The organism is uncultured Sphingomonas sp., from assembly GCF_913776855.1.
Taxonomy (GTDB): Bacteria; Pseudomonadota; Alphaproteobacteria; order Sphingomonadales; family Sphingomonadaceae; genus Sphingomonas.
The window spans coordinates 1-26,483 of record NZ_CAJYQD010000049.1 but is presented as its reverse complement, the minus strand read 5'-3'; the positions used below and the strand labels follow the sequence as shown (position 1 = coordinate 26,483).

Annotated in this window: 20 protein-coding genes and 1 riboswitch; of the genes, 5 read left to right on the top strand and 15 right to left on the bottom strand. The window is 66.4% G+C overall.

The features are described 5' to 3' along the window. Positions 1-47: 47 nt before the first annotated feature. From QZ755_RS15250 to QZ755_RS15220, 7 genes are all read right to left on the bottom strand, one after another. Positions 48-2,978, bottom strand: coding sequence for a TonB-dependent receptor (locus tag QZ755_RS15250; RefSeq protein WP_294324536.1), 2,931 nt, complete (start codon positions 2,976-2,978; stop codon positions 48-50). Between the two features lie 456 nt (positions 2,979-3,434). Continuing rightward, the gene (locus tag QZ755_RS15245) at positions 3,435-6,440 is read right to left on the bottom strand and encodes a TonB-dependent receptor (RefSeq protein WP_294324534.1); all 3,006 of its coding nucleotides are present in this window, start codon (positions 6,438-6,440) and stop codon (positions 3,435-3,437) included. A gap of 203 nt (positions 6,441-6,643) precedes the next feature. Beyond that, entirely contained in the window at positions 6,644-7,264 is a 621-nt protein-coding gene (locus tag QZ755_RS15240; protein WP_294324532.1) for a MarC family protein, read from the bottom strand. Continuing rightward, positions 7,261-8,136 carry a bifunctional methylenetetrahydrofolate dehydrogenase/methenyltetrahydrofolate cyclohydrolase FolD gene (gene folD / locus QZ755_RS15235; RefSeq protein ID WP_294324530.1) on the bottom strand — a complete coding sequence of 292 codons (876 nt, stop codon included), beginning with the start codon at positions 8,134-8,136 and terminating at the stop codon, positions 7,261-7,263. Before folD ends, QZ755_RS15240 begins: the two co-directional genes overlap by 4 nt. A gap of 87 nt (positions 8,137-8,223) precedes the next feature. After that, positions 8,224-9,492: a methyl-accepting chemotaxis protein gene (locus tag QZ755_RS15230; RefSeq protein ID WP_294324528.1), complete on the bottom strand. Its 1,269-nt coding sequence runs from the start codon at positions 9,490-9,492 to the stop codon at positions 8,224-8,226. A gap of 68 nt (positions 9,493-9,560) precedes the next feature. After that, positions 9,561-11,102, bottom strand: a complete 1,542-nt coding sequence (locus tag QZ755_RS15225; RefSeq protein WP_294324527.1) for a DUF389 domain-containing protein — start codon at positions 11,100-11,102, stop codon at positions 9,561-9,563. Continuing rightward, positions 11,099-13,339 (bottom strand): VacB/RNase II family 3'-5' exoribonuclease, encoded by a 2,241-nt coding sequence (locus tag QZ755_RS15220; RefSeq protein ID WP_294324525.1) that lies wholly within the window; start codon positions 13,337-13,339, stop codon positions 11,099-11,101. Before QZ755_RS15220 ends, QZ755_RS15225 begins: the two co-directional genes overlap by 4 nt. A 108-nt stretch (positions 13,340-13,447) precedes the next feature. Here QZ755_RS15220 and QZ755_RS15215 point away from each other — a divergent pair, with 108 nt between their 5' ends. Further along, the gene (locus QZ755_RS15215; RefSeq protein ID WP_294324523.1) at positions 13,448-13,903 is read left to right on the top strand and encodes a DUF3597 domain-containing protein; all 456 of its coding nucleotides are present in this window, start codon (positions 13,448-13,450) and stop codon (positions 13,901-13,903) included. Between the two features lie 251 nt (positions 13,904-14,154). On the opposite strand, the gene QZ755_RS15210 is transcribed toward QZ755_RS15215, so the two are convergent. Together QZ755_RS15210 and QZ755_RS15205 are read right to left on the bottom strand one after the other, a co-directional pair. Further along, positions 14,155-15,687, bottom strand: a complete 1,533-nt coding sequence (locus QZ755_RS15210) for an aminoacyl--tRNA ligase-related protein (protein ID WP_294324522.1) — start codon at positions 15,685-15,687, stop codon at positions 14,155-14,157. A gap of 73 nt (positions 15,688-15,760) precedes the next feature. After that, positions 15,761-15,970 (bottom strand): hypothetical protein, encoded by a 210-nt coding sequence (locus tag QZ755_RS15205; RefSeq protein ID WP_294324520.1) that lies wholly within the window; start codon positions 15,968-15,970, stop codon positions 15,761-15,763. 142 nt (positions 15,971-16,112) lie between these two features. Here QZ755_RS15205 and QZ755_RS15200 point away from each other — a divergent pair, with 142 nt between their 5' ends. Then, complete coding sequence (locus tag QZ755_RS15200) at positions 16,113-17,009, top strand: DMT family transporter (protein ID WP_294324574.1); 897 nt, start codon at positions 16,113-16,115, stop codon at positions 17,007-17,009. Positions 17,010-17,014: 5 nt separating this feature from the next. Here QZ755_RS15200 and QZ755_RS15195 read toward each other — a convergent pair whose 3' ends face one another. Further along, positions 17,015-17,869 (bottom strand): formate/nitrite transporter family protein, encoded by an 855-nt coding sequence (locus QZ755_RS15195; RefSeq protein WP_294324518.1) that lies wholly within the window; start codon positions 17,867-17,869, stop codon positions 17,015-17,017. Between the two features lie 145 nt (positions 17,870-18,014). Between QZ755_RS15195 and QZ755_RS15190 the strand changes: the two genes are divergently transcribed. Next, entirely contained in the window at positions 18,015-19,028 is a 1,014-nt protein-coding gene (locus QZ755_RS15190) for an acyltransferase (RefSeq protein WP_294324515.1), read from the top strand. 39 nt (positions 19,029-19,067) lie between these two features. Here the strand turns inward: QZ755_RS15190 and gcvPB are convergent, their stop codons facing one another. From gcvPB to QZ755_RS15165, 5 genes are all read right to left on the bottom strand, one after another. After that, complete coding sequence (gene gcvPB / locus QZ755_RS15185) at positions 19,068-20,642, bottom strand: aminomethyl-transferring glycine dehydrogenase subunit GcvPB (RefSeq protein WP_294324514.1); 1,575 nt, start codon at positions 20,640-20,642, stop codon at positions 19,068-19,070. Beyond that, positions 20,639-21,997, bottom strand: coding sequence for an aminomethyl-transferring glycine dehydrogenase subunit GcvPA (gene gcvPA / locus QZ755_RS15180; protein ID WP_294324513.1), 1,359 nt, complete (start codon positions 21,995-21,997; stop codon positions 20,639-20,641). The genes gcvPB and gcvPA overlap by 4 nt, the downstream gene beginning before the upstream one ends. A gap of 161 nt (positions 21,998-22,158) precedes the next feature. After that, positions 22,159-22,530 (bottom strand): glycine cleavage system protein GcvH, encoded by a 372-nt coding sequence (gene gcvH / locus QZ755_RS15175; RefSeq protein ID WP_288411075.1) that lies wholly within the window; start codon positions 22,528-22,530, stop codon positions 22,159-22,161. Between the two features lie 15 nt (positions 22,531-22,545). Continuing rightward, a complete protein-coding gene (gene gcvT, locus QZ755_RS15170) occupies positions 22,546-23,748 on the bottom strand; it encodes a glycine cleavage system aminomethyltransferase GcvT (protein WP_294324509.1) in 1,203 nt (400 codons plus the stop codon). A gap of 172 nt (positions 23,749-23,920) precedes the next feature. After that, a riboswitch (glycine riboswitch) is annotated at positions 23,921-24,010 on the bottom strand. A 212-nt stretch (positions 24,011-24,222) separates the two neighbouring features. Further along, entirely contained in the window at positions 24,223-24,873 is a 651-nt protein-coding gene (locus tag QZ755_RS15165; RefSeq protein ID WP_294324508.1) for a hypothetical protein, read from the bottom strand. A gap of 160 nt (positions 24,874-25,033) precedes the next feature. Between QZ755_RS15165 and ispH the strand changes: the two genes are divergently transcribed. Further along, positions 25,034-25,987, top strand: a complete 954-nt coding sequence (gene ispH, locus QZ755_RS15160) for a 4-hydroxy-3-methylbut-2-enyl diphosphate reductase (RefSeq protein WP_294324506.1) — start codon at positions 25,034-25,036, stop codon at positions 25,985-25,987. Next, positions 25,987-26,483 (top strand): phosphotransferase (locus tag QZ755_RS15155; protein ID WP_294324504.1); only part of this gene is annotated, 497 nt, incomplete at its 3' end. The genes ispH and QZ755_RS15155, both read left to right, overlap by 1 nt.

The window sequence follows — 26,483 nt, the reverse complement described above, 5'->3', positions numbered from 1 at the left end:
GCCTTCCCCGCCGGGGAAGGCGCCCTTCTCTTGCCGAAGCGATCCGATCAGAAGCGGAAGCGCGCACCGGCGGTGAAACGACGCCCGAACAGATCGAAGTCCGCCGACGTCTCGAGGCCGGTCGGCGTGCCATACGGCGTACCCGGCAGGTATTGCGGCTTGGTATCGAACAGGTTGTCGACGTTGAAGTAGAAGGTGAACGCCTTGCCCACGTCCTGGCTGATCTGGATGTTGTGCAGCCAGTAATCATCAATCTTGTTCAGTGCCAGCACCGCCGGATCGTTGCTGATGAACCCGTTGCGGATGAAATCGCCACCGCTCAGGAAGTTCGATTGCCAGCTGAGGCTGGTGCCTTCAATCGTATAAGTCGCGCGCGCATTCAGGTTGTGCGTCGAATAGGCGCTGCGCAGCGTCGATCCACGGCCGAAACCGCCGGCATCCTCTTCCTCGGCAGCCGCAGGATCGTCCTGCCGCTTGTTGTCGAGCAGGTAAGTGTAGTTCGCGGTCAACGCTAGGCGATCATCGGTCGCCAGACCCAGCGTGCGACCATAGCGCAGCGTCATGTCGATGCCGCGCACCTTGTAGGCGGCGATGTTGATCAGCTGGGCATTGACCGTCTGGAGAATGCCGGTGTTGGCATTGCGCAGGACGTTGTCGCAGAACACGGCGTTGCCGGTCAGCAGGCACTTTTCGACGGTATCGCTACGGTCGAGCGTATCGATCGCGCCGTCGATCCGGATGTCGAAATAGTCGGCCGTAAACTGGAATCCCGGCAGGAAATCGGGCGTGAAGACGAAGCCAGCGGTAATCGTCTTGGCCTTTTCCTCGTTCAGTGCCGAGTTGCCGCCAACGAAGCCGTTGATGTTCTGCGTATCGGCCAGCGTGTAGGCGAAGGTGCCGTTGGGGTTGGCCGCGAAGAACGCGGCAATGCCTGGGACCGCGCGGCAGGCCGCGTCAGTGGCGCCCGTCGACGTGCGGGTGATGCCGTCGCACGGATCGGTGACGCCGGCGAAGGTTTCCGCCGGCGCGCTGAACAATTCGCTGTTGTTCGGCGCGCGGTTGGCGACGGCGTAGCGGCCGCGGAAGCGCAGACCACGAACCGGCTCCCACTCGGCGCCCGCATTCCAGCTGAACACATTGCCGACGGTCGAATAGTCCGAGAAGCGAACCGCGCCGTTGACGCCCAGATACCGGAAGAACGAACGGTCCGACAGCAGGGGCACGTTGATTTCGCCGAATGCTTCCTTGACGTCCTGCGACCCGACCAGATCGGGGATCTGGTTGCCCGAATTGCCGCCGGTATTGGTCAGGATGTCGAGGTCGTCGACGACCGATTCATACCGGTATTCGACACCGGCCGAGATGCCTACGCCGCCCGCACCCAAGTCGAACAGCGACGAATTGGTCAGGACCGCAGTCACGACATGCTGTTCGTTGGTAATGTCTTCCGACTTCGGCACGACCGCCTGGACATAGGCTGCCGCACGCGGATCGGCGGTGCCAAGCCCGAACAGGTTGATCGGAACGCATCCTGCGGCGCGCGCCGCGACGTCGCGGCAGACGATGTCAGTGCCGACCACGTTGCCGTTGCCGACCCGAATGGAATCGAGCGACTGGCGATAGCGCGCGGTATCGATGTCCTGGCTGGAATTGAAATCGTTCAGGTGGCCATAGACATAGCTGACATCGTAGTTGAACTTGCCCCCCAGATCGCCACGGATGCCCGCGACCGCGCGCCATGTGTTGCGCTCTGCGCGGTTGCTGCGATCGAACACCTCGTTCTGACGGCGACGGAAGCCGATCGACGCAACGTCGTTGGTGGTGATGCCGTCCGAATTGGCGGCGGCGATGGCGGCGGCGACCGACGCGGGAATGAACGCGTTGGTGATCGGAATGCCTTCACCGAGATCGGCGTTCTGCAAGGCGAACGCTTCGAGCGACGCATTCGAACTGGTGCGGGCGTAGGTTACTTCCGCATAGGCCTCAATCCGGTCGCTGATCTCATAGTTGAAGATGCCGTTCGCGAGATAGCGCTCCAGCGGCACTGCGATCCGGCGCACGCCGTTGCGGTTGAAGCCGTAGATACCGGTCTGATATCCCGACAACAGCGCCAGCGAACCGTCAGGCCGATACGAGAAGTTCGATACATTGCCGGGCAGCACGGCACGCGCGCCACCGGTTGCGCTGAGCAGCTGGAACTGGCCTTGCGGTGCGAACGAGCTGTACGCGCCCGGCCCGCAGATCAGGTTGGCGCAATCCTGCGCCGAGATCGCGCGGTCGGCCGACTTCAGTCCCTGGTCGCGATCATACGTGAAGTTCACCATCGCATTGCCGCGATCGTCCGCACCCCATTTCGTGCCGCCGGTCACGCTGACCATGTAGCGGCCATTGTCACCGCGTTCGGTCACACCGGCCTGTGCGCGAACCTGCAACCCTTCGAAGCTGCTGCGCATGATGAAGTTGACGACACCCGCAACCGCGTCCGAACCATAGACCGCCGACGAACCGCCGGTGATGTTGTCGACGCGTTCGAGCAGGTCGACCGGAATATTGTTGATATCGACCGCGGTGTCGCCGCCGAACCCGCCGACGAAGCGGCGTCCGTTGACCAGCACTAGCGTGCGGTTCGACCCCAGGCCGCGCAGATTGACGGTCGACACACCCGTGCCCGACGTCAGGAAATTGGTATTTGTGCGGGTCGATCCGATGGCGACCTGCGGCAATTCGTTCAGGATGTCGGAGACGTTCGACGACGCTTCCTGCAACAGCTGCGCGCTTGTAATCGTGGTGAGCGGAACCGGGGATTCGACTTCAGGCCGGGCGATGCGCGATCCGGTAACCAGAATTTCCTGTCCGTTGTCACCATCAGCCGACGGGTCGCTGGCTGCGCCCCCCGGTGCGACCTGTGCCAGCGCGGGCGTTGCAAACCCGATCAGCAAGGTCGATGCCAGCAAGGCGGTACGGACGGATTTCTTCATGTTCACCCCTGTTCTTTCCCACGCGTCGTAAGCGCGCTTCAATGAAGCGAGACTAGGGGCGGGAAATCTTCACTGGCAATTACCATCCACAATCACGCATCCGAAAAGAACAGGGCGTTGCATTTTGGTAACAGGCACTATCGATGGGCAATAGTTTATTGAAAGTGTTACATAAACAGTTGATCCAAAGCGATATTATTTGATTATCATCATATTCATATTGCCAATCCGGTTCGATAATTATCGAATATCGATCTGAAACTGTTACGGCTACCAATCCGCATCAGTTCATCTTTGGCAACAATCCAGCAATAACAACGCTGAAGATTGCCTACTGCCACCGCCGCCCAATGAGAACAGCGATCCTCCCCTGCGGACCCATTCGCGACCGCTGAACCATAAAAAAAGGCCGCTTCCCGGATGGGAAGCGGCCCGTTTTCTTGAGTGAAGAAGCGACTAGAAGCCAAACTTCGCACCGGCGCGGAAGCTGCGGCCGAAGATGCCGTTGCCGCCCTGCACCGGGTTGTAGAGGTGCGCACCATAGGTCACCGGATCGATCGGAGGCAGGCGATCGAACACGTTCAGCGCGTTCACGTAGAAGGTGAACTTGTCGTTGACGTTGAAGCTGACGTTCAGGTCGGCGGTGATGTAGCTCTTCACGCGGCAATCGACATAGCCGGGGTTGAGCGAGCAGTCGCGGTAGCTGCCACCCTGATCCTCTGCCGACAGGTCATAGCCCGAGACGTAGTTCACCGTGCCGGTCAGGTCGACCTTGTCGAACGAGAAGGTGTTGGCCCAGTTGCCGCGCCACTTGAACGTGCCGTTGCCCGCCGTCAGGTTGAAGTTGCCGAGCGTGTCGACATAGGTTTCCTTGCCGCCACCGGGGAACGTCGTGCTGAGTTCGAGCAGCAGGCTGGCATTCGCCGCGGTGCGCCACTGGAACGCACCGAAGTCCACGCGGCCGGTCAGACCAAAATCGATGCCTTCGGCAAAGATCGTGTCGGAGTTGATCAGCTGCGATTCGACGAACGCGATACGCGGACGACCGTTGGGCAGGTTCACGTCGGGCGCATCCGCGATGACGTTGAACCCGGCCGGGATCGCCTGACCCGCATAATAGGCCGCGATCGCCGCCGCGTTCGACGGCGAGGTGATTGCGCCGGTCTTCTTGATGTTGAAATAGTCGGCGGTGAACGTGAAGTTCGGGATCGGCGTGAACTGGATACCGGCGGTGAAGCTGCGCGACTTTTCCGGCTGCAGGTTCGGCGAGGCGAGCGTGGTCGATCCGATCGAATAGGTCGTCAGATAGGCCGGGCAAGCGGTGGCCGCCGTCGCGTCGTTGGCGCAGGCCGCGCCATATTGCGCGCGGAAGTTCGCCGGGACCGCCGTGATCGACTGCGCCACATACCCGGTCGTCGGCAGCGCATTGGCTTCCGCGAAGCTCGGGATACGGAAACCACGCGACCAGGTGCCCCGGATGGTCAGCTGGCGGAACGGCTTGAACCGCGCACCGGCCTTCGGCGAGAAGTTGCTCTGGCCGCTCGAATAATGGTCGTAGCGACCCGAAAGGTTCACATCGAGCATGTCGAAGATCGGCGCCTGGATTTCGCCGAATGCCGAGGTGACGGTACGATTGCCCTCGGTGCCGAATGCGTTGATCGTGAAGTAACGCTGCGACGGACCGTTGGTGTCGGGGTTCGCGCTGGGCGAATCGACCGCTTCGTAGAAGACCGAGCCGCCGACGCCGAGCTGCAGCGGACCGCCGGGCAGTTCGAACAGCGACTTGGTGAAGGTCAGCTGCGCCTGATACAGGTCCGACGACGCGTCGGTGATGTTCACCGGCGTGACGTAATCCCGCACCGCCTGCGAATTCTGGCCCGGATTGACGAAGTTGTACGTGCCGTCGGCGATCACGTTCAGCAGGTTCTGGATATAGACATATCCATCTTGCTTACGACGCAGGTCGGTATGCATCGCGGTCGCGTTGAAGTTGTAGTCGATATCGTCGAAAATCGAACCCGACAGGCCGAAAGCAGCGCGATACACGCGGCTCCGCGTCTCGTTATACTGCTGCTCCTGATTGCGACCGACGATTTCGGCGATCTGTCCCTGTGCCGCGAACGGGTTGTTCGGGTTGAGCGTGCCGTTGGCCGCGGTGCAGTTCACGCGTGCAGCGCAGACATAGACCGGCAGCGACAGAACCGCCGAACCCGAAGCGAAGCGGGCCGCGCCCGAGGAGGTCGAGAACTGCGGGAACAGGATGCCGGTTGGGGCATTGCCGCGAATGGTGCCCGGAACGCCGTAATAGCTCGACGTCGTCTGTTGGAAATTGACCGACAGATACGCTTCCGACGAATCACCGACCTTGGCGGTGAAGCGCGCCGAACCGCCGAAGCGTTCGATGTCGGGCGTCACGTTGCCGTAGTTATAGGTCAGGTCTTCCTGGCAAACATTACTGGTCGGCAGCGTGGGATTGATCAGATCGCCGTTCGAATTGACGCGCGTCAGGTCGGCGGCGGTCGGCGTGACCGAACGGCCGGCATAGCAGCCCGCGGTCGGGTTCAGGATCTGATACCGGCCGGACCGACCGGGGCGGACGTAGAAGGTGCTTCCGGGGGGCGCAACGGCGAAGCCGTTGAACTGGCCGTTGGCGTCCTGACCGTTCAGGATGCCGTTCGGGCCGCCGATGCTGCGCTGGTCGTCCGTGGCGAAGATGCCACGAAGGTCCTTGTTCTGGACGCCTTCGCTGCGGAAGTAGAAGCCGCTGATATAGGCGTTGTAGCCCTGCGTATCGAGGTCGCCGGTGCCGGCGGTCAGCGTCAGGCGCTGGTTCGCGGCAACGCCGTCTTCGGAAATGCCCGCTTCGACGCGGCCCATCACGCCCTTGACGCTGCGCTTCGTAATGATGTTGACCACGCCCGCGATCGCATCGGCGCCGTAGGACGACGATGCGCCGTCGCGCAGCACTTCGACGCGGTCGACGATGTCGTCGGGGATGGTGTTCAGGTCGACGAAGTTGCGCGAACCGTCATCGGCCAGCGGGTAATAGGCGGCGCGCAGGCCGTCGAACAGCACCAGCGTCGAGCTGGTCGACAGGCCGCGCAGCGACACGGCGGAAGCACCGCCGGCGAACGCGCCGTTCGCGGTGAACGAGTTGGTCAGCGCCGGGCCGTTGTTCGACGACAGCAGCTGAATGGCGTCCTGCACGGTGTTGATGCCGCGTGCGTCGAGGTTTTCCGCGGTCAGCGTGGTGACCGGCGAAATGCCACTGTCCGCGCCACGCAGGATCGAACCGGTGACGACGATGTCCTGCGACGTGTCGTCTGCGGGAGCGGTCGGTGCGGGGACGGTCGCGCCGGCGGGCGGGACTTCCTGGGCAAATACCGGCGCAGCGAAGAAACCGGCACCTGCAGCGGCAAGCGCGGTGAGTGCGGTACCGCGGCGCAGCGACGTACGCAACATAGTGGCAATCATGTGGTCGAAGCCCTTTTTCTCACGCCTTTTCAGGCATTTGGCTATCCCCTTCCCTCCAGCGGAGGTCCGGTTTGCCCGCAAGGTATCGATCCAACAATCACCGCATGTAAATACGCCCGACAGTGATTTCCGCGATTTCGTATCGGGTGTAACGAGAAAGCAACACTCCGTTACGATATGGGTATATTTAATTACAAAAAGCTCGCCCGTACCCCGTCAATCACGAACTGCGCCGCGAGCGCGGCGAGCAATACGCCCAGCAGGCGGGTGATGACCGCCTCGATCCGGGCACCGAGCAGCTTCATCAGCGGGCCGGCGGCCAGCAGGGCGGCCAGCGTCAGGGCGAGGATGCTGCCGAGCGCGCCCAGCACCACCGCGCGCGCGCTCCAGTCGCCGACCTGGCTCATCAGCAGCATCACCGACGCGATCGACCCCGGCCCGGCGATCATCGGCATCGCCATGGGAAAGGTGGAGACGTCCTCGACCTCGGGCGTCTCGATGATCTTCTGCGCACGATCCTCACGACGCTGGGTCCGCTTTTCGAACACCATTTCCAGCGCGATCAGGAACAGCATGATGCCGCCCGCGATGCGGAAGCTGTCGAGGCTGATGCCCAGCGCCTTCAGCAGCGCCTGTCCGAACAGCGCGAATACCAGCAGGATCGCGGTGGCGATGCCGACCGCGCGGATCGCCATCGCACGGCGCTGCGCATCCGACGCCCCGGTCGTCAGCCCGGCATAGATCGGCGCGCATCCCGGCGGATCGATCACCACGAAGAAGGTGATCAGCGACGAGACGAACAGCTCGATCACAGCGCGGTATCGTCGAACGCGAGGCCCGCACGGCGATGCGCGGCGACCAGCGTGTTGCGCAACAGGCAGGCGATGGTCATCGGCCCCACGCCGCCGGGCACGGGGGTGATCGCGCCGGCGACTTCCACCGCCGAAGCGAAGTCGACATCGCCAACGAGGCCCGTATCGGTGCGGTTGATGCCGACATCGATCACGGTCGCACCGGGCTTGATCCAGTCGCCGGGGACGAAGTTCGCGCGGCCGACCGCCGCCACGACGATATCGGCGCGGCGGACATGATCGGCCAGGTCGCGGGTGCGCGAATGGGCGACGGTGACGGTGCAGCTCTCGGCGGTCAGCAGCGCCGCCATCGGCTTGCCGACGATATTGGAACGGCCGACGACCACCGCGTCCAGCCCCGACAGATCGCCCAGCACGTCGCGCAGCAGCAGCAGGCAGCCATAGGGGGTGCAGGGCACCATGCCCGGCAGGCCGGTCGCCAGCCGCCCGGCATTGACCGGGTGGAACCCGTCGACATCCTTGTCGGGATCGATCGTCAACAGCACCGCATCGGTATCGAGATGCCGCGGCAGCGGCAGCTGGACGAGGATGCCGTCGACCGCCGGGTCGGCGTTCAGCCGTTCGACCAGCGCGATCAGTTCGTCCTGCGACACATCGGCCGACAGGCGGTGTTCGAAGCTGGCCATGCCGGCTTCGCGCGTCGCCTTCCCCTTGGACCGGACATAGACGGCCGAGGCCGCGTCCTCGCCGACCAGCACCACGGCAAGCCCCGCCGGGCGGCCCGCCTGGTCCGCGAACGCGGCGGCATGGGTGGCGACACGCGCACGCACGGTGGCGGCAAAGGCTTTTCCGTCGATGATCCGGGCAGTCATGGCGCTTGCATAGAGCGTGGTGCGCGGGTTCGCCACCCCTTGGATGGGACGAGGCCGTCGCCACCAGCGTGGATTCCCATGCGGCTGTCAGGCAACCGCAGCGACCAGTTCGCTTGCCCTGCCCTGCAGCTGCCGGCTGAGCGTCGACAGCCCGTCGACCATCCGCGTAAGCATTCCTGCGCGGTCGCCGATCCCGTCCGCCGCCATCGCGATCGCCCCGGCGCGGGCGTCGATGTCCGCGCCGGCACCGCGCGTTTCCTCGACCCGCACGGCGATGGCCTGCGTCGTTTCCCGTTCGGCGGCGACCGCCGTGCCGATCGTCGTGGTGATCTGCCCGATGGCGGCGATCGCATTCTGCACCGCGCGCTGGCCCTGGTCGACATCGCCCAGCAGCGCATGGACCGCATCGACCCGGCGGGCAATGTCGCCCGCTGCGACCTCCGTCTGCCGCGCCAGCGACTTCACCTCGCCCGCGACCACCGCAAAGCCCGTGCCGGCCGACCCGGCGCGTGCCGCCTCGATCCCCGCGTTCAGCGCCAGCAGGTTGGTCTGCTTGGCCAAACCCCGGATCAGCGCCAGCATCGCTTCGATCGTGGTGGCGACGTCGGACAGCGAGCGGACCTGCGCGCCGGTACGATCGACCGCCGCGCTCGCCTGTTCGCGCAACCGGTGCGCCTCGCCCGCGTCGCGGGTAATGCGTTCGATCGACAGCGCCAGCGCGCGGCCGCGCTGTTCGAGATCGACCATCCCCACCGCCGTCTGATGCGCGGCAGCGGCGACCGAGGCGGCGCTGCCGTGCGTGGCGGTGGCGCGCTGGTCCAGTTCGGCGGCGACCCGCCCGATCGCGGTGCAGGCGGTGCCGATGTCGATCGCCAGCGCCTTGATCCCCGCTTCGAAGGCACTGGCGGCGGTATGGACCCGTTGCGACCGGGCCTGTGCCAACGCCGATGCATCGCCGTGCCATCGGGTCGCCATGCGCAGCAGCTGAATGGGGTCGAGCAATGCGAAGAACGTCCCGTGCTGCACCAGCACCACGCCGTTGTCGCCATGCATCGCGAGCAGGTCGGGGAGCGGCGTTTCATGGTCGGCGATGGTGGCGGGGCGGATCAGCTGTGTCGTGCCGCTGCCGAAGCTGGGGTTGCGGAGCAGCGCATGGCCGAACGGATTGAACAGCAGTTCGCGCACATCGACCTCGCGCAACACTCCCACGGGTTGCCGCCGCTGATCGAGGACTGCCAGCAGGCGCAGGTCGTGATGCCGCCGAAACCGGTCGACGACCTGCGTCAGGGTCGCATCCTGCGCGATCGTCAGGTGATCGGCCATCACGGCGGGATCGAGGCGGATATGCTGAACCATCGGCCGCGAGCGTTAGGGCCGGAGGGTAAAGCAGCCGCTAACCGGGCGTTACACTCCGGTTACAGCGTTCATTTTCTTTCCGAAACAATCGCTGTCCGTGCGGGTGCTGCTGGCGGTGCCGCGACCGGCGCCCAGGCCAGCGACAGCGCCCCCGCCGCCGGTCCGGCGACCGCACGTCCGCCGCGTGCGCCGATCCCCTCGACCAGCGCGGTGCGCTGCGCCGCCGTCCCGCCGCCGACCACGATTTCACGGTCCAGCCGCGCCGACAGCCATGCCGCATCCTCCAGCGCACGGGCATCGGCGATGCCCCCTGTATAGGCGACCTGCGGCGGCGCGTCGCCCGCGACCGGGGGCACCACATCGACCTGCCATCCCGGTGCTGCGGCCCGCGCCCGCGCCTCGATCGCATGATAGCCGCGCGGCGGAAGGCCGGGCAGTTCGGCGGCGACCGCGCGGACGCCCCGGCTGGCATCGTCGACCTGCATCGTGTCGACCGCCGCACCGGTCACCAGCGCGACCTGTGCCATGATCCGTTCGCGCACCGGGCCGAACGTGGCGCCGGGGCGTTCGTTGACCTTGGCAATCTGCGCTGCCTCGGTCGCCTGCTGGTCCACCGAACTGCGGATCTGGTCGACATGCAGATCCAGTCGCCGATCGAGCCGCTGGCCCAGTTGCGCGGCAAGGGCGCCGTCGGCCTGGCGGTCGAACTTCGGCGTCAGCACCACCGCGCGCACCCGCATGGCGTTGCGGTCGTACGTAATCTCCAGCTGGCTGAGGCGGGCTTCATCGGGAAAGCGCGACAGGATCGCACTGCGCACCTGCCGCTGCGCCACCGATTCGAACGCGATCTGGCGCAGCGCGGCGACCAGCGGGACCGACAACGCCAGCATCGCCCCGACGAACAGCACCACCTGAAACGTCGTGTTGCGCGGCGTCAGGTGCCGGCCGAACCCATAAATGCGCGCCATTGCGGCGGCGGTCAGCGCGATGGTGATCAGGTTGGTGAAGAACAGCAGCAACGCCCCGCCCGCGACAGTGGCATTGTGGGTGGCGATGCCGAAGCCGACGACGCACAAGGGCGGCATCAGCGCGATGGCGATGGCGACGCCGACCACCGTCGACCCTCGCCCGCGGATCAGCGCATAGCCCCCCGCGATCGCCGACAGGAACGCGACCAGCAGGTCGAACAGGGTCGGACGGGTGCGCCCGGCAATCTCGGTCGTGATCGTCTGGATCGGCGACAGCGCGACCAGCGCAGCGGACAGCCCCACCGCCAGCCCCGCCCCGATCGCCAGCGCGATCAGCGACTTGCGGATGTCGGGCACGTCGAGCACCGCGATGCCGAAGCCCAGGCCGATGATCGGCATCATCAGCGGCGAGATCAGCATCGCCCCGATCAGCACCGCGACAGACGGCATCAACAGCCCCAGCAGCGACAGCGCCATCGACAGCACGATCATCAGGCCATAGCGCGGCGACCAGCCCGATTCCTCCGCGACCTGCCGCAGTACCGCGTCGTGGTCGACCGATCCGATGACGTTGATCCGCCACCAGCGACGAAACCGCCCGCGCCGGTTGCGCGGGGTCACGTCCTGCACCGCCACGTTCATCGTTTGCGGCCCTGATGCCGGATGTTGGCCGGGCGGCCGCGGCGTTTCAGCACGCGCGGCGGCGGCCCCCTGCGCCGGTCGCCACTGCTCCCCGCCGACCCCTTGCCATCGGGCAGTTCGAAGCGCAGCGCCCCCGACACCGGGTTCGCCTCCGCGAGGCGCAGTTGCAGCCGCTGTCCGGCGACGAACGTCTCGCCGCTCTGGTCACCGATCAGCGACTGCGAGCTTTCGTCGAAGCGGAAATATTCGGTGCCCAGGTCGCGCGCGGGGACGAGGCCGTCGCCGCCCACCCCCTCGACCGTGGCGAAGAAACCGAAGCTGGCGACGCCGGTGATCCGCGCCTCCATCACCGTGCCGACATGTTCGGCGAGATAGGCGGCGACATAGCGGTCGACGGTCTCCCGCTCCGCCTCCATCGCGCGGCGTTCGAGGCCGCTGATCGCCTCGCCCACCCGTTCCATGTTCGCCGCATCGTCGGCGGGCAGCGCGCCTTCGCCCAGGCCGTAGCTGCCGACCAGCGAGCGGTGGACGATCAGGTCGGCATAGCGGCGGATCGGCGAGGTGAAATGGGCATAGCTGCCCAGACCCAGCCCGAAATGGCCATGATTCTGCGGGCCGTAAAAGGCCTGCGTCTGGGTCCGGAGAATCTGCTCCATCACCTGCGGACGGAAATCGGCCTCGCCGATCCTCTCGAGGATGTGGTTGAAGGTCGCCGGGCGGACGACCTGCCCCAGCGCGAACGGCACGTCGAAGGTTTCGAGATAGTCTTTCAGCGCCACCAGCTTCTCGCGCGTCGGCGGTTCGTGGACGCGGTACATGACCGGCGCCTTCTTCGCCTCCAGCGCCTTGGCCGCCGCGACGTTGGCGGCGATCATGTAGTCCTCGATCAGCCGCATCGAATCCAGCCGCTCGCGCGGGGCGACCGACAGGATGCGGCCCTTGTCGTCCAGCACGATCCGCCGTTCGGGCAGGTCGAGGTCGAGCGGCTCGCGCTTCGCCCGCGCCTTCGCCAGCGCCGCCCAGCATTGCCACAGGGGCTTCAGCGCATGGTCGACCAGTTCGGCCGGAACCGGCGCGCCCTCCACGCCATCGATCGCCGCCTGCGCATGTTCATAGGCGATGTTCGCCGCGACACGGATTACCGCGCGGGTGAAGCGCCACGCCTTGAGCGTGCCGTCCTTCGCGATGGTCAGGTGACAGACCAGCGCGGCGCGGTCCTGCCCGGCCTTCAACGAACACACGTCCGCCGACAGGATCTCGGGCAGCATCGGCACCACCCGGTCGGGGAAATAGACGCTGTTGCCGCGCGACCGCGCCGACTTGTCGAGGTCGGAGCCGGGACGGACATAGAAGGACACGTCGGCAATGGCGACGATCGCCTGCCACCCGCCGTCATTGTCGGCGCTATCGTCAGCCTTGGCCCATACCGCATCGTCATGGTCGCGCGCGTCGATCGGGTCGATCGCGACGATCGGCAGGTGGCGCAGGTCCTCGCGATCCTTGACCGGGTAGGCGGCGACCTTGCGCGCCTCGGCCAGCACCTCTTCCGAAAACACGTCGGGAATGCCGTGCTTGTGGATCGCGATCAGCGAGAAGCTGCGCGCCTCGAACGGGTCGCCCAGCCGTTCGACCACCCGCGCGGTAATGCGCGGCGGGCGACCGGCCATCGCCGCCAGCACGAGGTCGCCCGGTGCTGCCCCGCCGGCGTCGGACACCGGCACCTCGCGGCGCTCCTTCTTGTCGACGCCTTGCAGCCAAAGCTTGTCGCCCTCGGCCCGCAGCACACCCAGCACCGCTTCGGCCGCGCGGTCGAGCTTCTTCATTGGGTACGCGGCCCAGCCGGCGCCCGCCTCTTCGGTGCGCGCGAGGATACGATCGCCGATGCCCAGCGCACTGCGCCGTCCGCGTTCGCGCACCCGCACGCGGGGCGGCGGCGTCTCCGCTTCCCAGCGTTCGGGCACCGCCCAGACATTGCCGCCGTCATCGACATCGGCGACGCGCAGCACCGTCACCTTGGGCAATCCGCCCATCTTGTGAAAGGCGCGGCCCGGCGCGCTGTCGATCAGCCCTTCGTCGGCCATGTCCTTCAGCAGCGCCTTCAACGAAATCTTCTGCTGCGCCGACAGCCCGAAGGCGCGGGCGATCTCGCGCTTGCCCGCCGGGGTGTCCGACGTCTGGATAAAGTCGAGAATCTGCTCACGCGTGGGCAGGCCGGGCGGCGTTTTGGTGCGTACCATCGGCCATGACATAGAGTGCCCTGCCCGTCAGACCAATGGCGTATCGTCAGGGAGCCGAACCCGTTTCCGCCCGTTAGGAGCGGCAATCCCTTTCGAACGGAGACGATCATGGGCATTTTCGAACGCATCAAGACGCAGATTTTCGGTAAGGACGGCGGCCCGTTCGGCGACAATTACTTCGGACAGAAGAAGGACGCCCCCGCCCCGCAGCCGACGCCTGCGCCTGCCCCGACGCAGCATGCCCCGGCCCCGGCCGCCCCGGCGCCCGCCCCGGCGGCACCGGCCGCCCCTGCCGCGCCGCAGCCGGTCGACCCCATGACCGCGATCGAGCGCATCGCCCAGCAGAAGGGCAATCCGCCGCTCAACTGGCGCACCTCGATCGTCGACCTGATGAAGCTGCTCGATCTGGATTCCAGCCTCGACAACCGCAAGGAGCTGGCGACCGAACTGGGCTATACCGGTGCGAAGGACGGCAGCGCCGAGATGAACATCTGGCTGCACCGCGCCGTGTTGCAGGAACTGGGCAAGGCCGGCGGGCAGGTGCCGGGGTCGTTGAAGGACTGAGGCGGGTCGGAATACTTCCCACTCGAACCGTACCCCGGCGGAGGCCGGGGTACGGCTTCGCCATGATGCGGTATCGCCTGGCTTGCGGGTATCACCGCGCAGGCGGAGGGCCAGCGCTGCAAGCGGTGGCGTTCGTGGCTCTGGATCCCCACCTTCGCGGGAATACGGGTCATCCGGTGTTCGCCGCTCAGTGATGGAGTGCGCGCCCGCCGTTCGTCACCCCGGATCAATTCCGGGGTGACGATCAAGCCTCAATACGCCCGCCCGATCAGCACCCGCTCGACCGCCGGCTCCCCGGTGAACACGCATGGGCCGTCGTCGCACCCGGTCTGGCCCAGCGGCGCGTTGCGGATGGTCAGTTTCAGCCCCTTCAGCCGCTGCACCACCGCCTCCAGCGCGTCGCCGGTCGGCTTCGACCAGCGGACATCGACCCAGCCGGGATTCTTCACGCCCGATGCAAAATGCGCCTCGACGCCGGCCCAGTCGTCGACCGGCACGATGGCCGCACGCAGCTTTTCGGTCGACTGCGCCAGCAACGTCGCCTGGATGTCGGCCAGCGTCGCGCCCACCTGTCCTACGAAATCGTCCTTCGCCACGATCGCGCTGTCGAGCTTGCCATCGGCGCGGTAGAGCCGGTCGCGGCGGACGATCGAGACATTGCCCCCGGCCATGTCGCGCCCGCCGACCTCGATGATGACGGGCGCACCCTTCTTGACCCAGCCCCACCGCTTGGTGGCGGCCTTGGCAGGCTTCAGGTCGAGCAGTGCGCGGACCGGTTCGCCGAGCGCCGACTGCTTCGCCAGTGCCGCCTGCAATTCGCGGCAATAGGCGATCAGCGGCTCGTCCTCGGGCGCGTCGCGCAGCATCGGCACGATCACGACCTGCCACGGCGCGATCGCCGGCGGCACGCGCAGGCCGTCATCGTCGCCATGGACCATGATGACTCCGCCGATCATCCGCGTCGACACGCCCCAGCTTGTCGTGTTGGCGTGTTCGAACTGCCCCTCGGCATTCTGGAACCGGATGTTCTGCGCATGGGCAAAGTTGGTGCCGAGGAAGTGCGAGGTGCCCGCCTGCAGCGCCTTGCCATCCTGCATCATCGCTTCGATGCTGTAGGTTGCGACCGCGCCGGGGAAGCGCTCGTTCTCCGGCTTCTCGCCTGCGATCACGTGCAGGCCGAGACATGTCTCGGCGAACTCGCGATAGACTTCGAGCATCTTGAGCGTCTCGTCCCGCGCTTCTTCCGCCGTGGCGTGGGCGGTATGCCCTTCCTGCCACAGGAACTCGGCGGTGCGCAGGAACATGCGGGTGCGCATTTCCCAGCGCACCACATTCGCCCACTGGTTAATCAGCACCGGCAGGTCGCGCCACGACTGCACCCAGCGGGAAAAGGCGGTGCCGATCACCGTCTCGCTGGTCGGCCGCACGACCAAAGGCTCTTCCAGCTTCGCTTCGGGATCGGGGGTCAGCCCACCCTTGCCGTCTGCCACCAGCCGGTGGTGGGTGACGACCGCCATTTCCTTGGCAAAGCCGTCGACATGCTCGGCTTCCTTCTCGAAATAGCTGAGCGGGATGAAGAGCGGGAAATAGCAATTCTCATGCCCTGTCGCCTTGATCCGGTCGTCGAGCAGGCGCTGGATACGCTCCCAGATGCCATAGCCCCAAGGGCGGATGACCATGCACCCGCGTACCCCGGACTCCTCGGCCAGATCGGCCTCGGTAATGACGGCTTGATACCAGGCGGCGAAATCCTGTTCGCGCGTGACGTTGAGAGCGTGCTTCATGGCTGCGCGATAGCCGGAAACCCGCGCCCGCCGCAATGATCCAGCGACGTCGCCGATCGCCGCGACGCAAGCGCTATTGCGCGGTCGTCCCCGCGATCGCCACCTCGGCCATCCGCCCGCGTCGGCGCTCCAGTGCCTGACGGTCCGAAATCGACTTGCCGAACGCCGTCCGTTCGGGCGTGCGGGCGTCGACCGCCTGCTGCGCAAAGCCGGCGGCTACCGCACCGCCCAGCGCGACCAGGCCAAATGCGCCTGCCACGACATATCCCGTACGCTTGTCCATGCGGCCGTCTCCTTCAAACCATCCCTTCCCGACGGAGGGAACCACGCTTTGCGCGGAAAGGTCCCGTCGATACGCTTCCGCAATCCTGTCCGATGTCGATCGACCGGTTGTGCGTCGCAGCACCGCGCTCTACAGCGTCGCCATGCCCGGCGACCGTATCCTCACAGGGTTGGCGCTCCGCCTGCTCGCGATCTTCTTCCTGTCCACCATGTCGGCGCTGGTGAAGCTGGCGGAGACGCGGGGGGCGTCGCTGCCTGAAACGATGTTCTATCGCCAGCTCTGCGCGTTGCCGATCGTGCTGGGCTTCGTCGCGGCCGGGCCGGGGCTGCGATCGCTGCGCACCACGCGGTTCCGGGGGCATCTGACCCGGTCGATGATCGGACTGGTCGGCATGGTCTTTACCTTCGGTGCGGTGCTGCTGCTGCCGCTGGCGGAGGCGACGACGTTCCAGTTCACCGTGCCGATCTTTGCGACGCTGCTGGGGGCATTGGTCCTGCGCGAACGCACGGGGTGGCAGCGGTGGAGCGCGGTGCTGGTCGGGTTCGTCGGCGTGCTGATCGTCGCACAGCCGGGCAGTTCGCACGTTCCGCTTTTCGGCGCGTTCGTCGGATTGATGGCGGCGCTGTTCGTCGCGCTGGTCGCGATTGCGCTGCGCCAGCTGCGCGAGGAACCGGCGGGGACGACCGTATTCTGGTTCTCCACGCTGACGCTGCCGTTCATCGCCACCGCCTATGCCTTCGACGTGCGCGCGCATGACTGGCTGACCTGGGTCAACCTGATCGCGATCGGCATGGTCGGCGGCATGGGCCAGATCGCGCTGACCGCCGCATCGCGCGCGGCACCGGTCGCGGTGGTGGTGCCGATGGACTATTCGGGGCTGCTGTGGGCGACGATCTATGGCTGGTTGCTGTTCGGCGTGCTGCCGACGCCGATGACCTGGGCCGGCGCGCCGATCATCATCGCCAGCGGGTTATTCATCGTGTGGCGCGAACATCGCCTTGGCCGGCAGAAGGTCCGCGCGATGGTCGAGGAGGACTGAGCGGGTCAGCCCTCCGCAATCTCCTCGCGAACCTGGGCATGGGCGAGCAAAGCGAACAACGCGCTGCCGCCCGCGATATTGCCCAGCAACACGGGGAAGAAGAACGACACCGCCTGCCCCGCGCCCATGTCGCCGTGCAGCAGCAACACCCACATCTCCGCCGACCCGGCCACGACGTGCGCGAACCCGCCAAGATCGATCAGCCCGGTCAGCAGCACGATCAGCGTGACCTTCTGCCCCTCGACGCTCGGCAGGGTCCACACCACGCTGGCGAGCAGCAAGCCCGACGGGATGCCGGCCAGAAAGCCGTCCATGCCGGTATGATGCAGCACGACGCCGCTGATCTCCACCAGTTCGGCGGCCTGCTCCGCGCCCAGTCCGCCCAGCATCGCGAACCCGGCAAAGGCGAACGTGCCGATCAGGTTCGCGACCAGAACGACGCCCCATAGCCGCAGGGTCCGGGTCAGGTTGCGCCCCGACGGATCGGTCGCCAGCGGCAGGACCGCCGAAAGCGTGCTTTCGGTAAACAACTGCATCCGGCCGAGGATCACCACGACAAAGCCCAGCGCATAGCCCAGCGCCTGCAGCAACGGCGTCCATGCCCCTTCGGGTACGGCTGTTTCCATCACGGCCTTGCCCAGCAGCGACAGACCGATCGCAATTCCGGCCGTCACCCCCGACCACATCAGCGATGCGGCGGGACGTTCCAGTTCTTCGATCCCCTGTCGCCGGACGACTTCATGCACGATCAGCGCGGAAGCGGCGCGACGATCGTCGACCACCTCTTCCTGTTCGGGGTCGAGCGCGACCTTGCGCTCCTCTTCGGTCGCGGCGTCGGGCGGAGGGGATGTTTCGGCCATGTACCGATGGCAACCGGTCGCATCCGACAAGGTTCCGCCCGAGCCGGCATCGTCATGGCGCGCCGTTTCGACAACCAAGCGTCCCCTTCCGCCCCTCACGCGAGCATTAACGCCGTTTTGACCCGTTTCGGCGCATCGTCGGCACATGGTTCGAACCGATCCCTGCCCGCCCCCCGCCAACCGGCTGTGCGAACTCGACGCCCTGCGCGGGCTGGCGGCGCTTGCGGTCGTGTTCTACCATTACAGCTACTTCATCCAGTTCATGGTGCCGGGCGCCACGCTGCCCGCGTTGCAGGTGCGCTGGGGCGATGACGGGGTGAAGCTGTTCTTCGCCATCTCCGCCTTTGCGATGCTGGCGACGCTGGATCGGACGCCGACGCTGCTTGCCTTTGCGCGGGCGCGGGCGCGGCGGTTGCTGCCCGAATATTGGCTGGCGATGGCGCTGACCGGCATCGTCGCCTGGCTATTCGGGCCGGCGCGGCTGGCCGTCAGCCCGATGGAATGGCTGGCGAACCTGCCACTGATGCAGAAGCTGACCGGTGTGCCGATGGTCGATGGCGTCTATTGGACGCTGAACGTGGAGGTCATCTTCTATACCCTGATCGCGCTGGCATGGCGGATCGGTGCGTTGCGGTCGATCGATCGGCTCGTCCTCGCCTGGCTGGCCGTCCGGCTGGTCTGCTGGCTGTTGCCGACGCCGGCATGGGTGCAGTTCGTGCTGCTTACCGATCATGCCGCCTGGTTCTCGGTCGGGCTGATCGCCTATCCCGTCTGGCGCGGCACCGCGCGCTGGCAGGATCAGCGGTTGCTGGCGGCTGCGATCCTGGGTGTGCAGGCGTTCACCGCCGGGTTGCACGCCACGCTGCTGGTGGTCGGGATGATGGCGCTGTTCTTCGGCATCGCGATGGGCCGGGTCCGCGGTCTCCGCCATCCGTTGCTGCTGTGGCTGGGCGGGATTTCCTACCCGCTCTACCTCGTCCATGCCGGGATCGGCTATGCGATCATCGCACGGCTACAGGCGGCGGGCATCAATGCCGACATCGCACAGTTGGCCGCGCTGGCAGCGATGATGCTGCTAGCGATGGCCGTCGGACAGGCGGGCGATGCGTGGCGCGACCGGCGAAGCGCCACACCACACCTGCGCCGGGCACCGACGTGACACCGCGCCCCGCCCGGCGACCGGGCGGGGCGGCGGGCCTCATTCGGCGGCTTCGGCCACCGGCGCCACGCTGTCCTTCCACGCCAGCACCGGCTTGCGCGCGGCAAGTGTCTCATCGAGGCGACGACGCGGCGCGAAGTGCGGTGCGGACTTCAGCGCCTGATCGCCGGCCTTGGCACGTTCGCCGACCGACTTCAGCGCGCCGATAAACTGGTCGAGCGCGGCCTTACTCTCGGTCTCGGTCGGTTCGACCAGCATCGCGCCGTGGACGACCAGCGGGAAATACACCGTCATCGGGTGATAGCCCTCGTCGATAAGCCCCTTGGCCACGTCCAGCGTCGAGAAGCCTTCGGCCAGGTTCGAATCGCTGAACAATGCCTCGTGCATACACGGCCCGCTGTCACCGAACGGCGCGTCGAGCGTGTCGTCGAGGCTGCGCAGGACATAGTTGGCGTTGAGGACGGCATCCTCCGCCACCTGCTTCAGGCCGTCTGCACCGTGGCTGAGGATATAGCTCAGCGCGCGGGTGAACATGCCCATCTGGCCATGGAAGGCGACCATCCGCCCGAAGCTGTCGGCGTGATGCTCGCCCGCGGTTTCCTCCTCGACCAGTACGAAGCGGCCGTCCTGCTTCTCGACGAAGGGCAGCGGGGCGAAGGGGGTCAGCGCCTTCGAGAACACTACCGGACCCGACCCCGGACCGCCGCCGCCATGCGGGGTGGAGAAGGTCTTGTGCAGGTTGATGTGCATCGCATCGACGCCGAGGTCGCCCGGCCGTACCCGACCGACGATCGCGTTGAAGTTCGCGCCATCGCAATAGACATAGCCGCCCGCCGCGTGCACCGCGTCGGAAATTTCCTTCAGGTCGCGCTCGAACAGGCCGCAGGTGTTCGGGTTGGTAATCATCACGCCCGCGACGTCAGGACCCAGCCGGTCCTTCAGCGCCTGCGTATCGATACGGCCTTCGGCGGTGGCGGGAATCGCCTTCACGGTGAAGCCGGCGAACGCCGCCGTCGCCGGGTTGGTGCCGTGCGCCGATTCCGGGACCAGGATCACCTTGCGATGGCCCTCGCCACGCTTTTCCAGCGCCGCCTTGATCGCAAGGATGCCGCACAGCTCGCCATGCGCGCCGGCCTTGGGCGACATCGCAACCGAATCCATGTTGGTCAGCGTGACCAGCCAGTGCGCCAGCTGATGGATCAGCTCCAGCGCGCCCTGCACCGTGTCGATCGGCCCCAGCGGGTGGAGATCGGCAAAGCCCGGCAGGCGTGCCATCCGCTCATTGAGGCGCGGATTGTGCTTCATCGTGCAGCTGCCTAGCGGGAACAGCCCGAGGTCGATCGCATAGTTCTGCCGCGACAGGCGGGTATAGTGGCGCACCGCCTCCGGTTCCGACAGGCCGGGCAGGCCGATCGCGCCCTTGCGGGCATGGTTGCCCAGACGCGAGGTGGTTTTCGGCGCGTCGTCGATATCGACGCCGGTGGTCTCGCCCGACCCGATCTCGAAAATCAGCGCCTCTTCGAGCATCAGCGCGCGATTGCCGGTGAAGGTCGCCTGTGCCGCCGGCGAAGCATCGCCCATTTCGGGACGCCAGCCGCTCTGGTTCACGCTCATGCTAGTACCTCCGTGAGCGCCGTCGCCAGCGCCTCGATATCTTCCTCGGTGACGGTTTCGGTGACCGCCACGACCAGCCCGTTGCCGAGCGCATTATCATCCGGATAGAGCCGCCCCAGCGACACGCCCGCCAGCACGCCGCGCTCCGCCAGTTCGCGCACCACCGGCCGCGCCTCGGTCGGCAGCTTCAGCGTGAATTCGTTGAAGAACGTCTCGTTGACCAGCGCGACGCCGGGCACCTGGGCCAGACGATCGGCGGCGGCACACGCCTTGGCATGGTTGACCTCGGCCAGCTTGCGCAGCCCCTTCTCGCCGAGCAGCGTCAGGTGGATCGAGAAGGCGAGCGCGCACAGCCCCGAATTGGTGCAGATGTTCGACGTCGCCTTTTCGCGGCGGATATGCTGTTCGCGGGTCGAGAGGGTGAGGACGAAGCCGCGCTTGCCCTCGGCATCGACCGTCTCGCCGCACAGCCGCCCCGGCATCTGCCGCACCAGCTTTTCCGAGCAGGCGAACAGCCCGACATAGGGACCGCCGAACTGCAGCCCGACGCCGAGCGACTGGCCTTCGCCGACCACGATGTCCGCGCCGAGATTGCCCGGCGCCTCGATCGCGCCCAGCGCCACCGGTTCGGTCACCACCGCGATCAGCAGCGCCTTTGCGGCATGGGCCGCATCGGCGATACGCCGCAGGTCGGGGATGCGGCCGAGAATGTCCGGGTACTGCACGACCACGCACGACGTGTCGGCATCGATCCCGGCGATCACCGCATCATCGTCGGTCGCGGCGTCCAGCACCGGCAGCGCCGTGGTCAGCACGTCGCCGGTGTACTTCGCCATGGTCTTCGCGACCGAGACATAATGCGGATGCACGCCGCCCGAAAACACCGCCTTCGCCTTGCGCGTCACGCGCCGCGCCATGGTCACTGCTTCCCAGCAGGCGGTCGAGCCGTCGTACATCGATGCGTTCGCCACGTCGCAGCCCAGCAGCCGGGCGACCTGGCTCTGGAACTCGAACAGCATCTGCAGCGTGCCCTGCGCGATTTCGGGCTGATAGGGCGTGTAGGCCGTCAGATACTCGCCGCGCTGGATCAGGTGATCGACGCTTGCCGGCACATGGTGGCGATACGCACCACAGCCGAGGAAGAACGGCACCGACCCCGCCGCGACATTCTTCGCCGCCAATGCCGACAGGTGCCGCTCCACCGCCAGCTCGCTGGCATGGTTCGGCAGGCCGGGCACCGGCCCGTCGAGCCGAGCGGATTCGGGAACGTCGACGAACAGGTCGTCGATGCTGTCGGCACCGATCACGGACAGCATGTCCGCGCGGTCGGTCGGGGTCAGGGGAAGATAGCGCATGATGGTCCTTGTTGGTCCGCTTCGGGGCGGCCTCATTCGTCATTCCAGCGACAAGCCGGAATCCACGGATACGGGCGTCATCGATTCAGAACGCGCCGGCCCGTGACCATGGATCCCGGCCTACGCCGGGATGACGCAGGCCGCGGGACAGACGGGTTCGCTTACAGCCGCGCGATATACGCGGCGTACTTCTCTTCATCCATCAGCTCGCCCAGCTCGCTGTCGTCGCGCAGCGTCAGCTTGAAGAACCAGCCATCGCCTTCGGGGTCTTCGTTGACCAGCGCAGGGTTGTCGGCCAGCGCCGCGTTCCCCTCGATCACCGTACCCGATGCCGGGGTGTAGACGTCGGAGGCGGCCTTGACCGATTCGACCACAGCGGCGTCGTCGCCCTTGGTCAGTTCGCGGCCATCGGCGGGGACGTCGACGAACACGATGTCGCCCAGCTGCCCGGCGGCATATTCGGTGATGCCGACCGTCGCGACTTCACCGTCGACTTCGATCCACTCGTGTTCCTGCGTGAAAAAACGGCTCATCGGGGCAACTCCCTCTTAACGGACGTAACGATGGGGGACGAACGGCATGGGCACGACCCGCGCCGTGTGCAGCTTGCCGCGCTGGCGCAGGGTCAGCGACCCGCCTTCCGCCAGCGCCGGCGGGCAATAGGCCATGGCGATCGGCGCCTGGACGCTTGGCGCGAACCCGCCCGAGGTGACGTGGCCGACGACATTGCCATCGGCATCGACCACTTCGGCACCTTCGCGCACCGGCTGGCGGCCTTCGACGATCATGCCGATCCGCTTGAGGGCGGGACCGGCGGCGCGTTCGGCGAGGATACGCTCGGCACCGGGGAAGCCACCTTCCTCGCGACGACGCTTCGACAGCGCGAAGCCGAGATCGGCGGCGACCGGCGTGGTGTCGGGGCTGAGGTCATGGCCATAGAGCGGCAACCCGGCTTCGAGGCGCAGCGAGTCGCGCGCGCCGAGGCCGATCGGCTTCACTTCCGGTTCGGCACAGATCGCGTCGGCGAAACCGGTGGCGGCGTCCTCGGGCAGCGAAATCTCATAGCCGTCCTCGCCGGTATAGCCCGAACGGCTGACCCACAGGGCATGGCCGTTCCAGTCGAAGCTGCCGGCGGTCATGAAGGTCAGCGCGGCGACGCCCGGCAGGATGCGGTTGAGCGCATCGACCGCCTTCGGCCCCTGCACCGCCAGCAGCGCGCGGTCGTCGAGGTGGTTGAGCGTTATCTCGTCGGCCAGATGCTCGCGCAGATGGCCGATATCGTCATATTTGGTCGCGCCGTTGACGACCATGTAGAAGGCGTCTTCGCCCGGTTCGCCATCCATCGGAAACGGGACGCCCGGCTCCGCCGCATTCAGCCGCGTGACCATCAGGTCGTCGAGAATGCCGCCCTGTTCGTCCAGCAGCAGCGAATAGCGGATCTTCGTCGGCTTCAGGATGCGCAGATCGCCCGGCAGCAGTGCCTCCAGCGCGGCGGTTGCGTCCGGCCCATGGATCAGCAGCTGGCCCATATGGCTGACGTCGAACAGCCCGGCGTTCTCGCGCGTCCACAGATGCTCGGCCATGATGCCTTCATACTGGACCGGCATCGTATAGCCCGCGAACGGGACCATGCGGCCGCCCCGTGCGCGGTGCCAGCCATCGAGCGGCAGCAGCTGCGGCGGCAGTTCCTCGACCGGATCGGTGCCGTCGGCGCGCAGTTCGTGGGCGGGTTCGGGGGCAATATCGCTCATGGGCCACGTCCTTCGTGTTAGGGGCAGTCGACGGACGCCCGGACGCACTGCGCCTGGCCACCATCGCCCCCTCTGTCACGGTACCTGAGAGCTTTCGCGAGGGCGGTTGCGCCCTTGCTTACCCCTTCGGTGGTCCGACCGTTTCGGCCGCGACGCTTTCCAGAGTATCTTTATGCCCTGCGCGGTCCCTGTTGCCTGAGAGATTCCGGGGCGGTTGCTCCTTCGGCGGCGGACATGTTCCGCACTCTCCCGCGCATGGCGTCGGCTGCAAGCCTGTGATGGCCGAAGCTCTGGCTCGGGCGTCGGGATTAGTCAATCGGGAAAGCGGGGTATGCGCGGACGGTAGAACCCCTCGTCATTCCCGCGAAGGCGGGAATCCATACACGCAACGGCAGTGACTCTTGTTCAAACGGCAGCGACTATGGATTCCCGCCTTCGCGGGCCTGACCAATGGGCCTACGTTCCCTGCCAACCTCAACGCGTGACGTTGTACCGCAGCTGCGCATCGGTCAGCTGGAAGCCCACCAGCGCCTCGAACGTCGCGGCCAGCACCGCCTGACGCACCGCCGGGTCCGACAGCGGGTCGATCGCCGCGTCCTGGTCCCCAGGCTTGCGGCGGCGGTTGATCTGGTCGCGGGTCTCCTGCGGCAGCGTCGCGGCGGCGCGGTCGACGACAGCGGTCCCCTGCCCCTGCGCCGATGCGCGCGCTTCGCCCGCCGCGAAGTTCAGCGTGATCTGCCCCACGCGCTTCGATACGACCTGCGTGCCCCCGCGCACGACCGACACGAAATAGGGCAGCGTCACCGTGCGCGCGGCATCCGTGCGGTTGCGGCGGGCCTGCACGTCGAAGCTGACGGTGCTGTTAATCGTATCCGTTCCCTCGACACAGTTCGCGCGGACGTTGGTCAGCGTGGCCACCACGTCGATCGCCTTCGCATCGGTGCTGCCGGCCGGGTCGAACAGCGTGATATCGCCGGTGCCGGCCGGCACGCCCGCCACCGGACAGGCCGAGCGCACCGCCGAGATGCCGACGCCCTGCGTCACGTCCAGCTCGCCGGTGCGCTTGCACCCTGACAGCGCGACAAGGGCGATAGTGGCGACGGCGACGGTTTTGCGGAGGGTCACGGAAATCTGTACCTTATGCACGGGTGCGGCGATGCCGCGCCTCCTGAATAGCGATGCTTCATAGGAACCGGCCTGCGCGCGCGCAAGCAATCGCGTGTTTGCGGTCGCGTGGACCGGCTTCACTTGGCGTGTCCTCCAACAAGCTGTAAGCGCTGGGGCCATGACCGACACCCAGCGCCCCGCCATCGAATTGCTCATCGCCGCCCCGCGCGGCTTTTGCGCCGGGGTCGATCGCGCGATCCAGATCGTCGAGTTGGCGATCCAGAAGCACGGCGCGCCGGTCTATGTCCGCCACGAAATCGTCCATAACAAGTTCGTGGTCGATTCGCTTCGGGCGAAGGGCGCGATCTTCGTCGAGGAGCTGGACCAGGTGCCCGACGGCGTGCCGGTCGTGTTCTCGGCGCATGGCGTGCCCAAGTCGGTGCCGGCGGCGGCGACCGAGCGGGGCCTCGAATATCTCGACGCAACCTGCCCGCTGGTGTCGAAGGTCCACCGCCAGGCCGAACGGCTGGTCGCATCGGGCCGCCATATCCTGTTCGTCGGCCATGCCGGCCATCCCGAAGTCATCGGCACCTTCGGGCAGGTGCCCGAGGGGCAGATGACCCTGATCGAAACGGTCGAGGATGTCGCGAAGCTTGCTCCCGTCGATCCCGACAACCTCGCCTTCCTGACGCAGACCACGCTGTCGGTCGACGACACCCGCGCCATCGTCGAGGCGACGATCGCCCGCTTCCCGACCATCGTCGCGCCCAAGGCCGACGACATCTGCTATGCCACCTCCAACCGGCAGAATGCGGTGAAGGCGATCGCGCAGAGCTGCGACATGATGCTGGTGATCGGTGCGCCCAATTCGTCCAATTCGGTACGGCTGGTCGAGGTGGCGGAACGCGAAGGCACCTCGGCCAGGCTGATCCAGCGCGCCGCCGAACTCGACTTCACATGGCTGGAGGGGGTCGGCACGCTCGGCATCACCGCCGGTGCGTCGGCGCCCGAAGTGCTGGTGCGCGAACTGGTCGACCGCATCGCCACCCGCTTCGACGTGACCGAACGCGAGGTCGAGATGACGCGCGAGACGATCGCGTTCAAGCTGCCGCGCGGCCTCGAAGCCGCCTGATGGCCGTCTATACGCAGGTGTCGGCAGAGGCGCTCGCGCGCTTCCTGTCTGCTTACGACCATGGCGAGCTGGTATCGGCCAAGGGGATCGCCGAGGGGGTCGAGAACAGCAACTATCTGGTCGACACGACCACCGGGCGCTTCATCCTGACGCTGTATGAAAAGCGGGTCGACCTCGCCGACCTACCGTTCTTCTTCGCGATGACCGATGCGTTGGCCGATGCCGGCAACCCGGTGCCGCGCGCGCTGCCCGACCGGGCGGGACAGGTGATCCAGACGCTGGAGGGTCGCCCCGCCTGCCTGATCGAATTCCTGTCAGGCGTGTCGGTCAGCCATCCGACCGCCGCACAGGCCCATGCGGCGGGCGCGGCGCTGGGCGCACTACATCGCAGCCTGGCCGATTTCGCACCGACCCGTGCCAATTCGATGGGTGTGGCGGTGTGGCCAAAGCTGTTCTCTGACTGCGCCGATCAGCTCGATTCGATCCGGCCGGGCCT

Excerpts from the sequence above, each read along its gene's own strand:
- QZ755_RS15250 (WP_294324536.1), bottom strand. The coding sequence starts at position 2,978 with ATGAAGAAATCCGTCCGTACCGCCTTGCTGGCATCGACCTTGCTGATC.
- QZ755_RS15205 (WP_294324520.1), bottom strand. The coding sequence starts at position 15,970 with ATGGACAAGCGTACGGGATATGTCGTGGCAGGCGCATTTGGCCTGGTC.
- QZ755_RS15215 (WP_294324523.1), top strand. The coding sequence starts at position 13,448 with ATGGGCATTTTCGAACGCATCAAGACGCAGATTTTCGGTAAGGACGGC.
- gcvH (WP_288411075.1), bottom strand. The coding sequence starts at position 22,530 with ATGAGCCGTTTTTTCACGCAGGAACACGAGTGGATCGAAGTCGACGGT.
- ispH (WP_294324506.1), top strand. The coding sequence starts at position 25,034 with ATGACCGACACCCAGCGCCCCGCCATCGAATTGCTCATCGCCGCCCCG.
- QZ755_RS15195 (WP_294324518.1), bottom strand. The coding sequence starts at position 17,869 with ATGGCCGAAACATCCCCTCCGCCCGACGCCGCGACCGAAGAGGAGCGC.
- gcvT (WP_294324509.1), bottom strand. The coding sequence starts at position 23,748 with ATGAGCGATATTGCCCCCGAACCCGCCCACGAACTGCGCGCCGACGGC.
- QZ755_RS15225 (WP_294324527.1), bottom strand. The coding sequence starts at position 11,102 with ATGAACGTGGCGGTGCAGGACGTGACCCCGCGCAACCGGCGCGGGCGG.
- gcvPA (WP_294324513.1), bottom strand. The coding sequence starts at position 21,997 with ATGCGCTATCTTCCCCTGACCCCGACCGACCGCGCGGACATGCTGTCC.
- folD (WP_294324530.1), bottom strand. The coding sequence starts at position 8,136 with ATGACTGCCCGGATCATCGACGGAAAAGCCTTTGCCGCCACCGTGCGT.
- gcvPB (WP_294324514.1), bottom strand. The coding sequence starts at position 20,642 with ATGAGCGTGAACCAGAGCGGCTGGCGTCCCGAAATGGGCGATGCTTCG.
- QZ755_RS15190 (WP_294324515.1), top strand. The coding sequence starts at position 18,015 with ATGGTTCGAACCGATCCCTGCCCGCCCCCCGCCAACCGGCTGTGCGAA.
- QZ755_RS15220 (WP_294324525.1), bottom strand. The coding sequence starts at position 13,339 with ATGGTACGCACCAAAACGCCGCCCGGCCTGCCCACGCGTGAGCAGATT.
- QZ755_RS15245 (WP_294324534.1), bottom strand. The coding sequence starts at position 6,440 with ATGTTGCGTACGTCGCTGCGCCGCGGTACCGCACTCACCGCGCTTGCC.
- QZ755_RS15230 (WP_294324528.1), bottom strand. The coding sequence starts at position 9,492 with ATGGTTCAGCATATCCGCCTCGATCCCGCCGTGATGGCCGATCACCTG.
- QZ755_RS15200 (WP_294324574.1), top strand. The coding sequence starts at position 16,113 with ATGCCCGGCGACCGTATCCTCACAGGGTTGGCGCTCCGCCTGCTCGCG.
- QZ755_RS15210 (WP_294324522.1), bottom strand. The coding sequence starts at position 15,687 with ATGAAGCACGCTCTCAACGTCACGCGCGAACAGGATTTCGCCGCCTGG.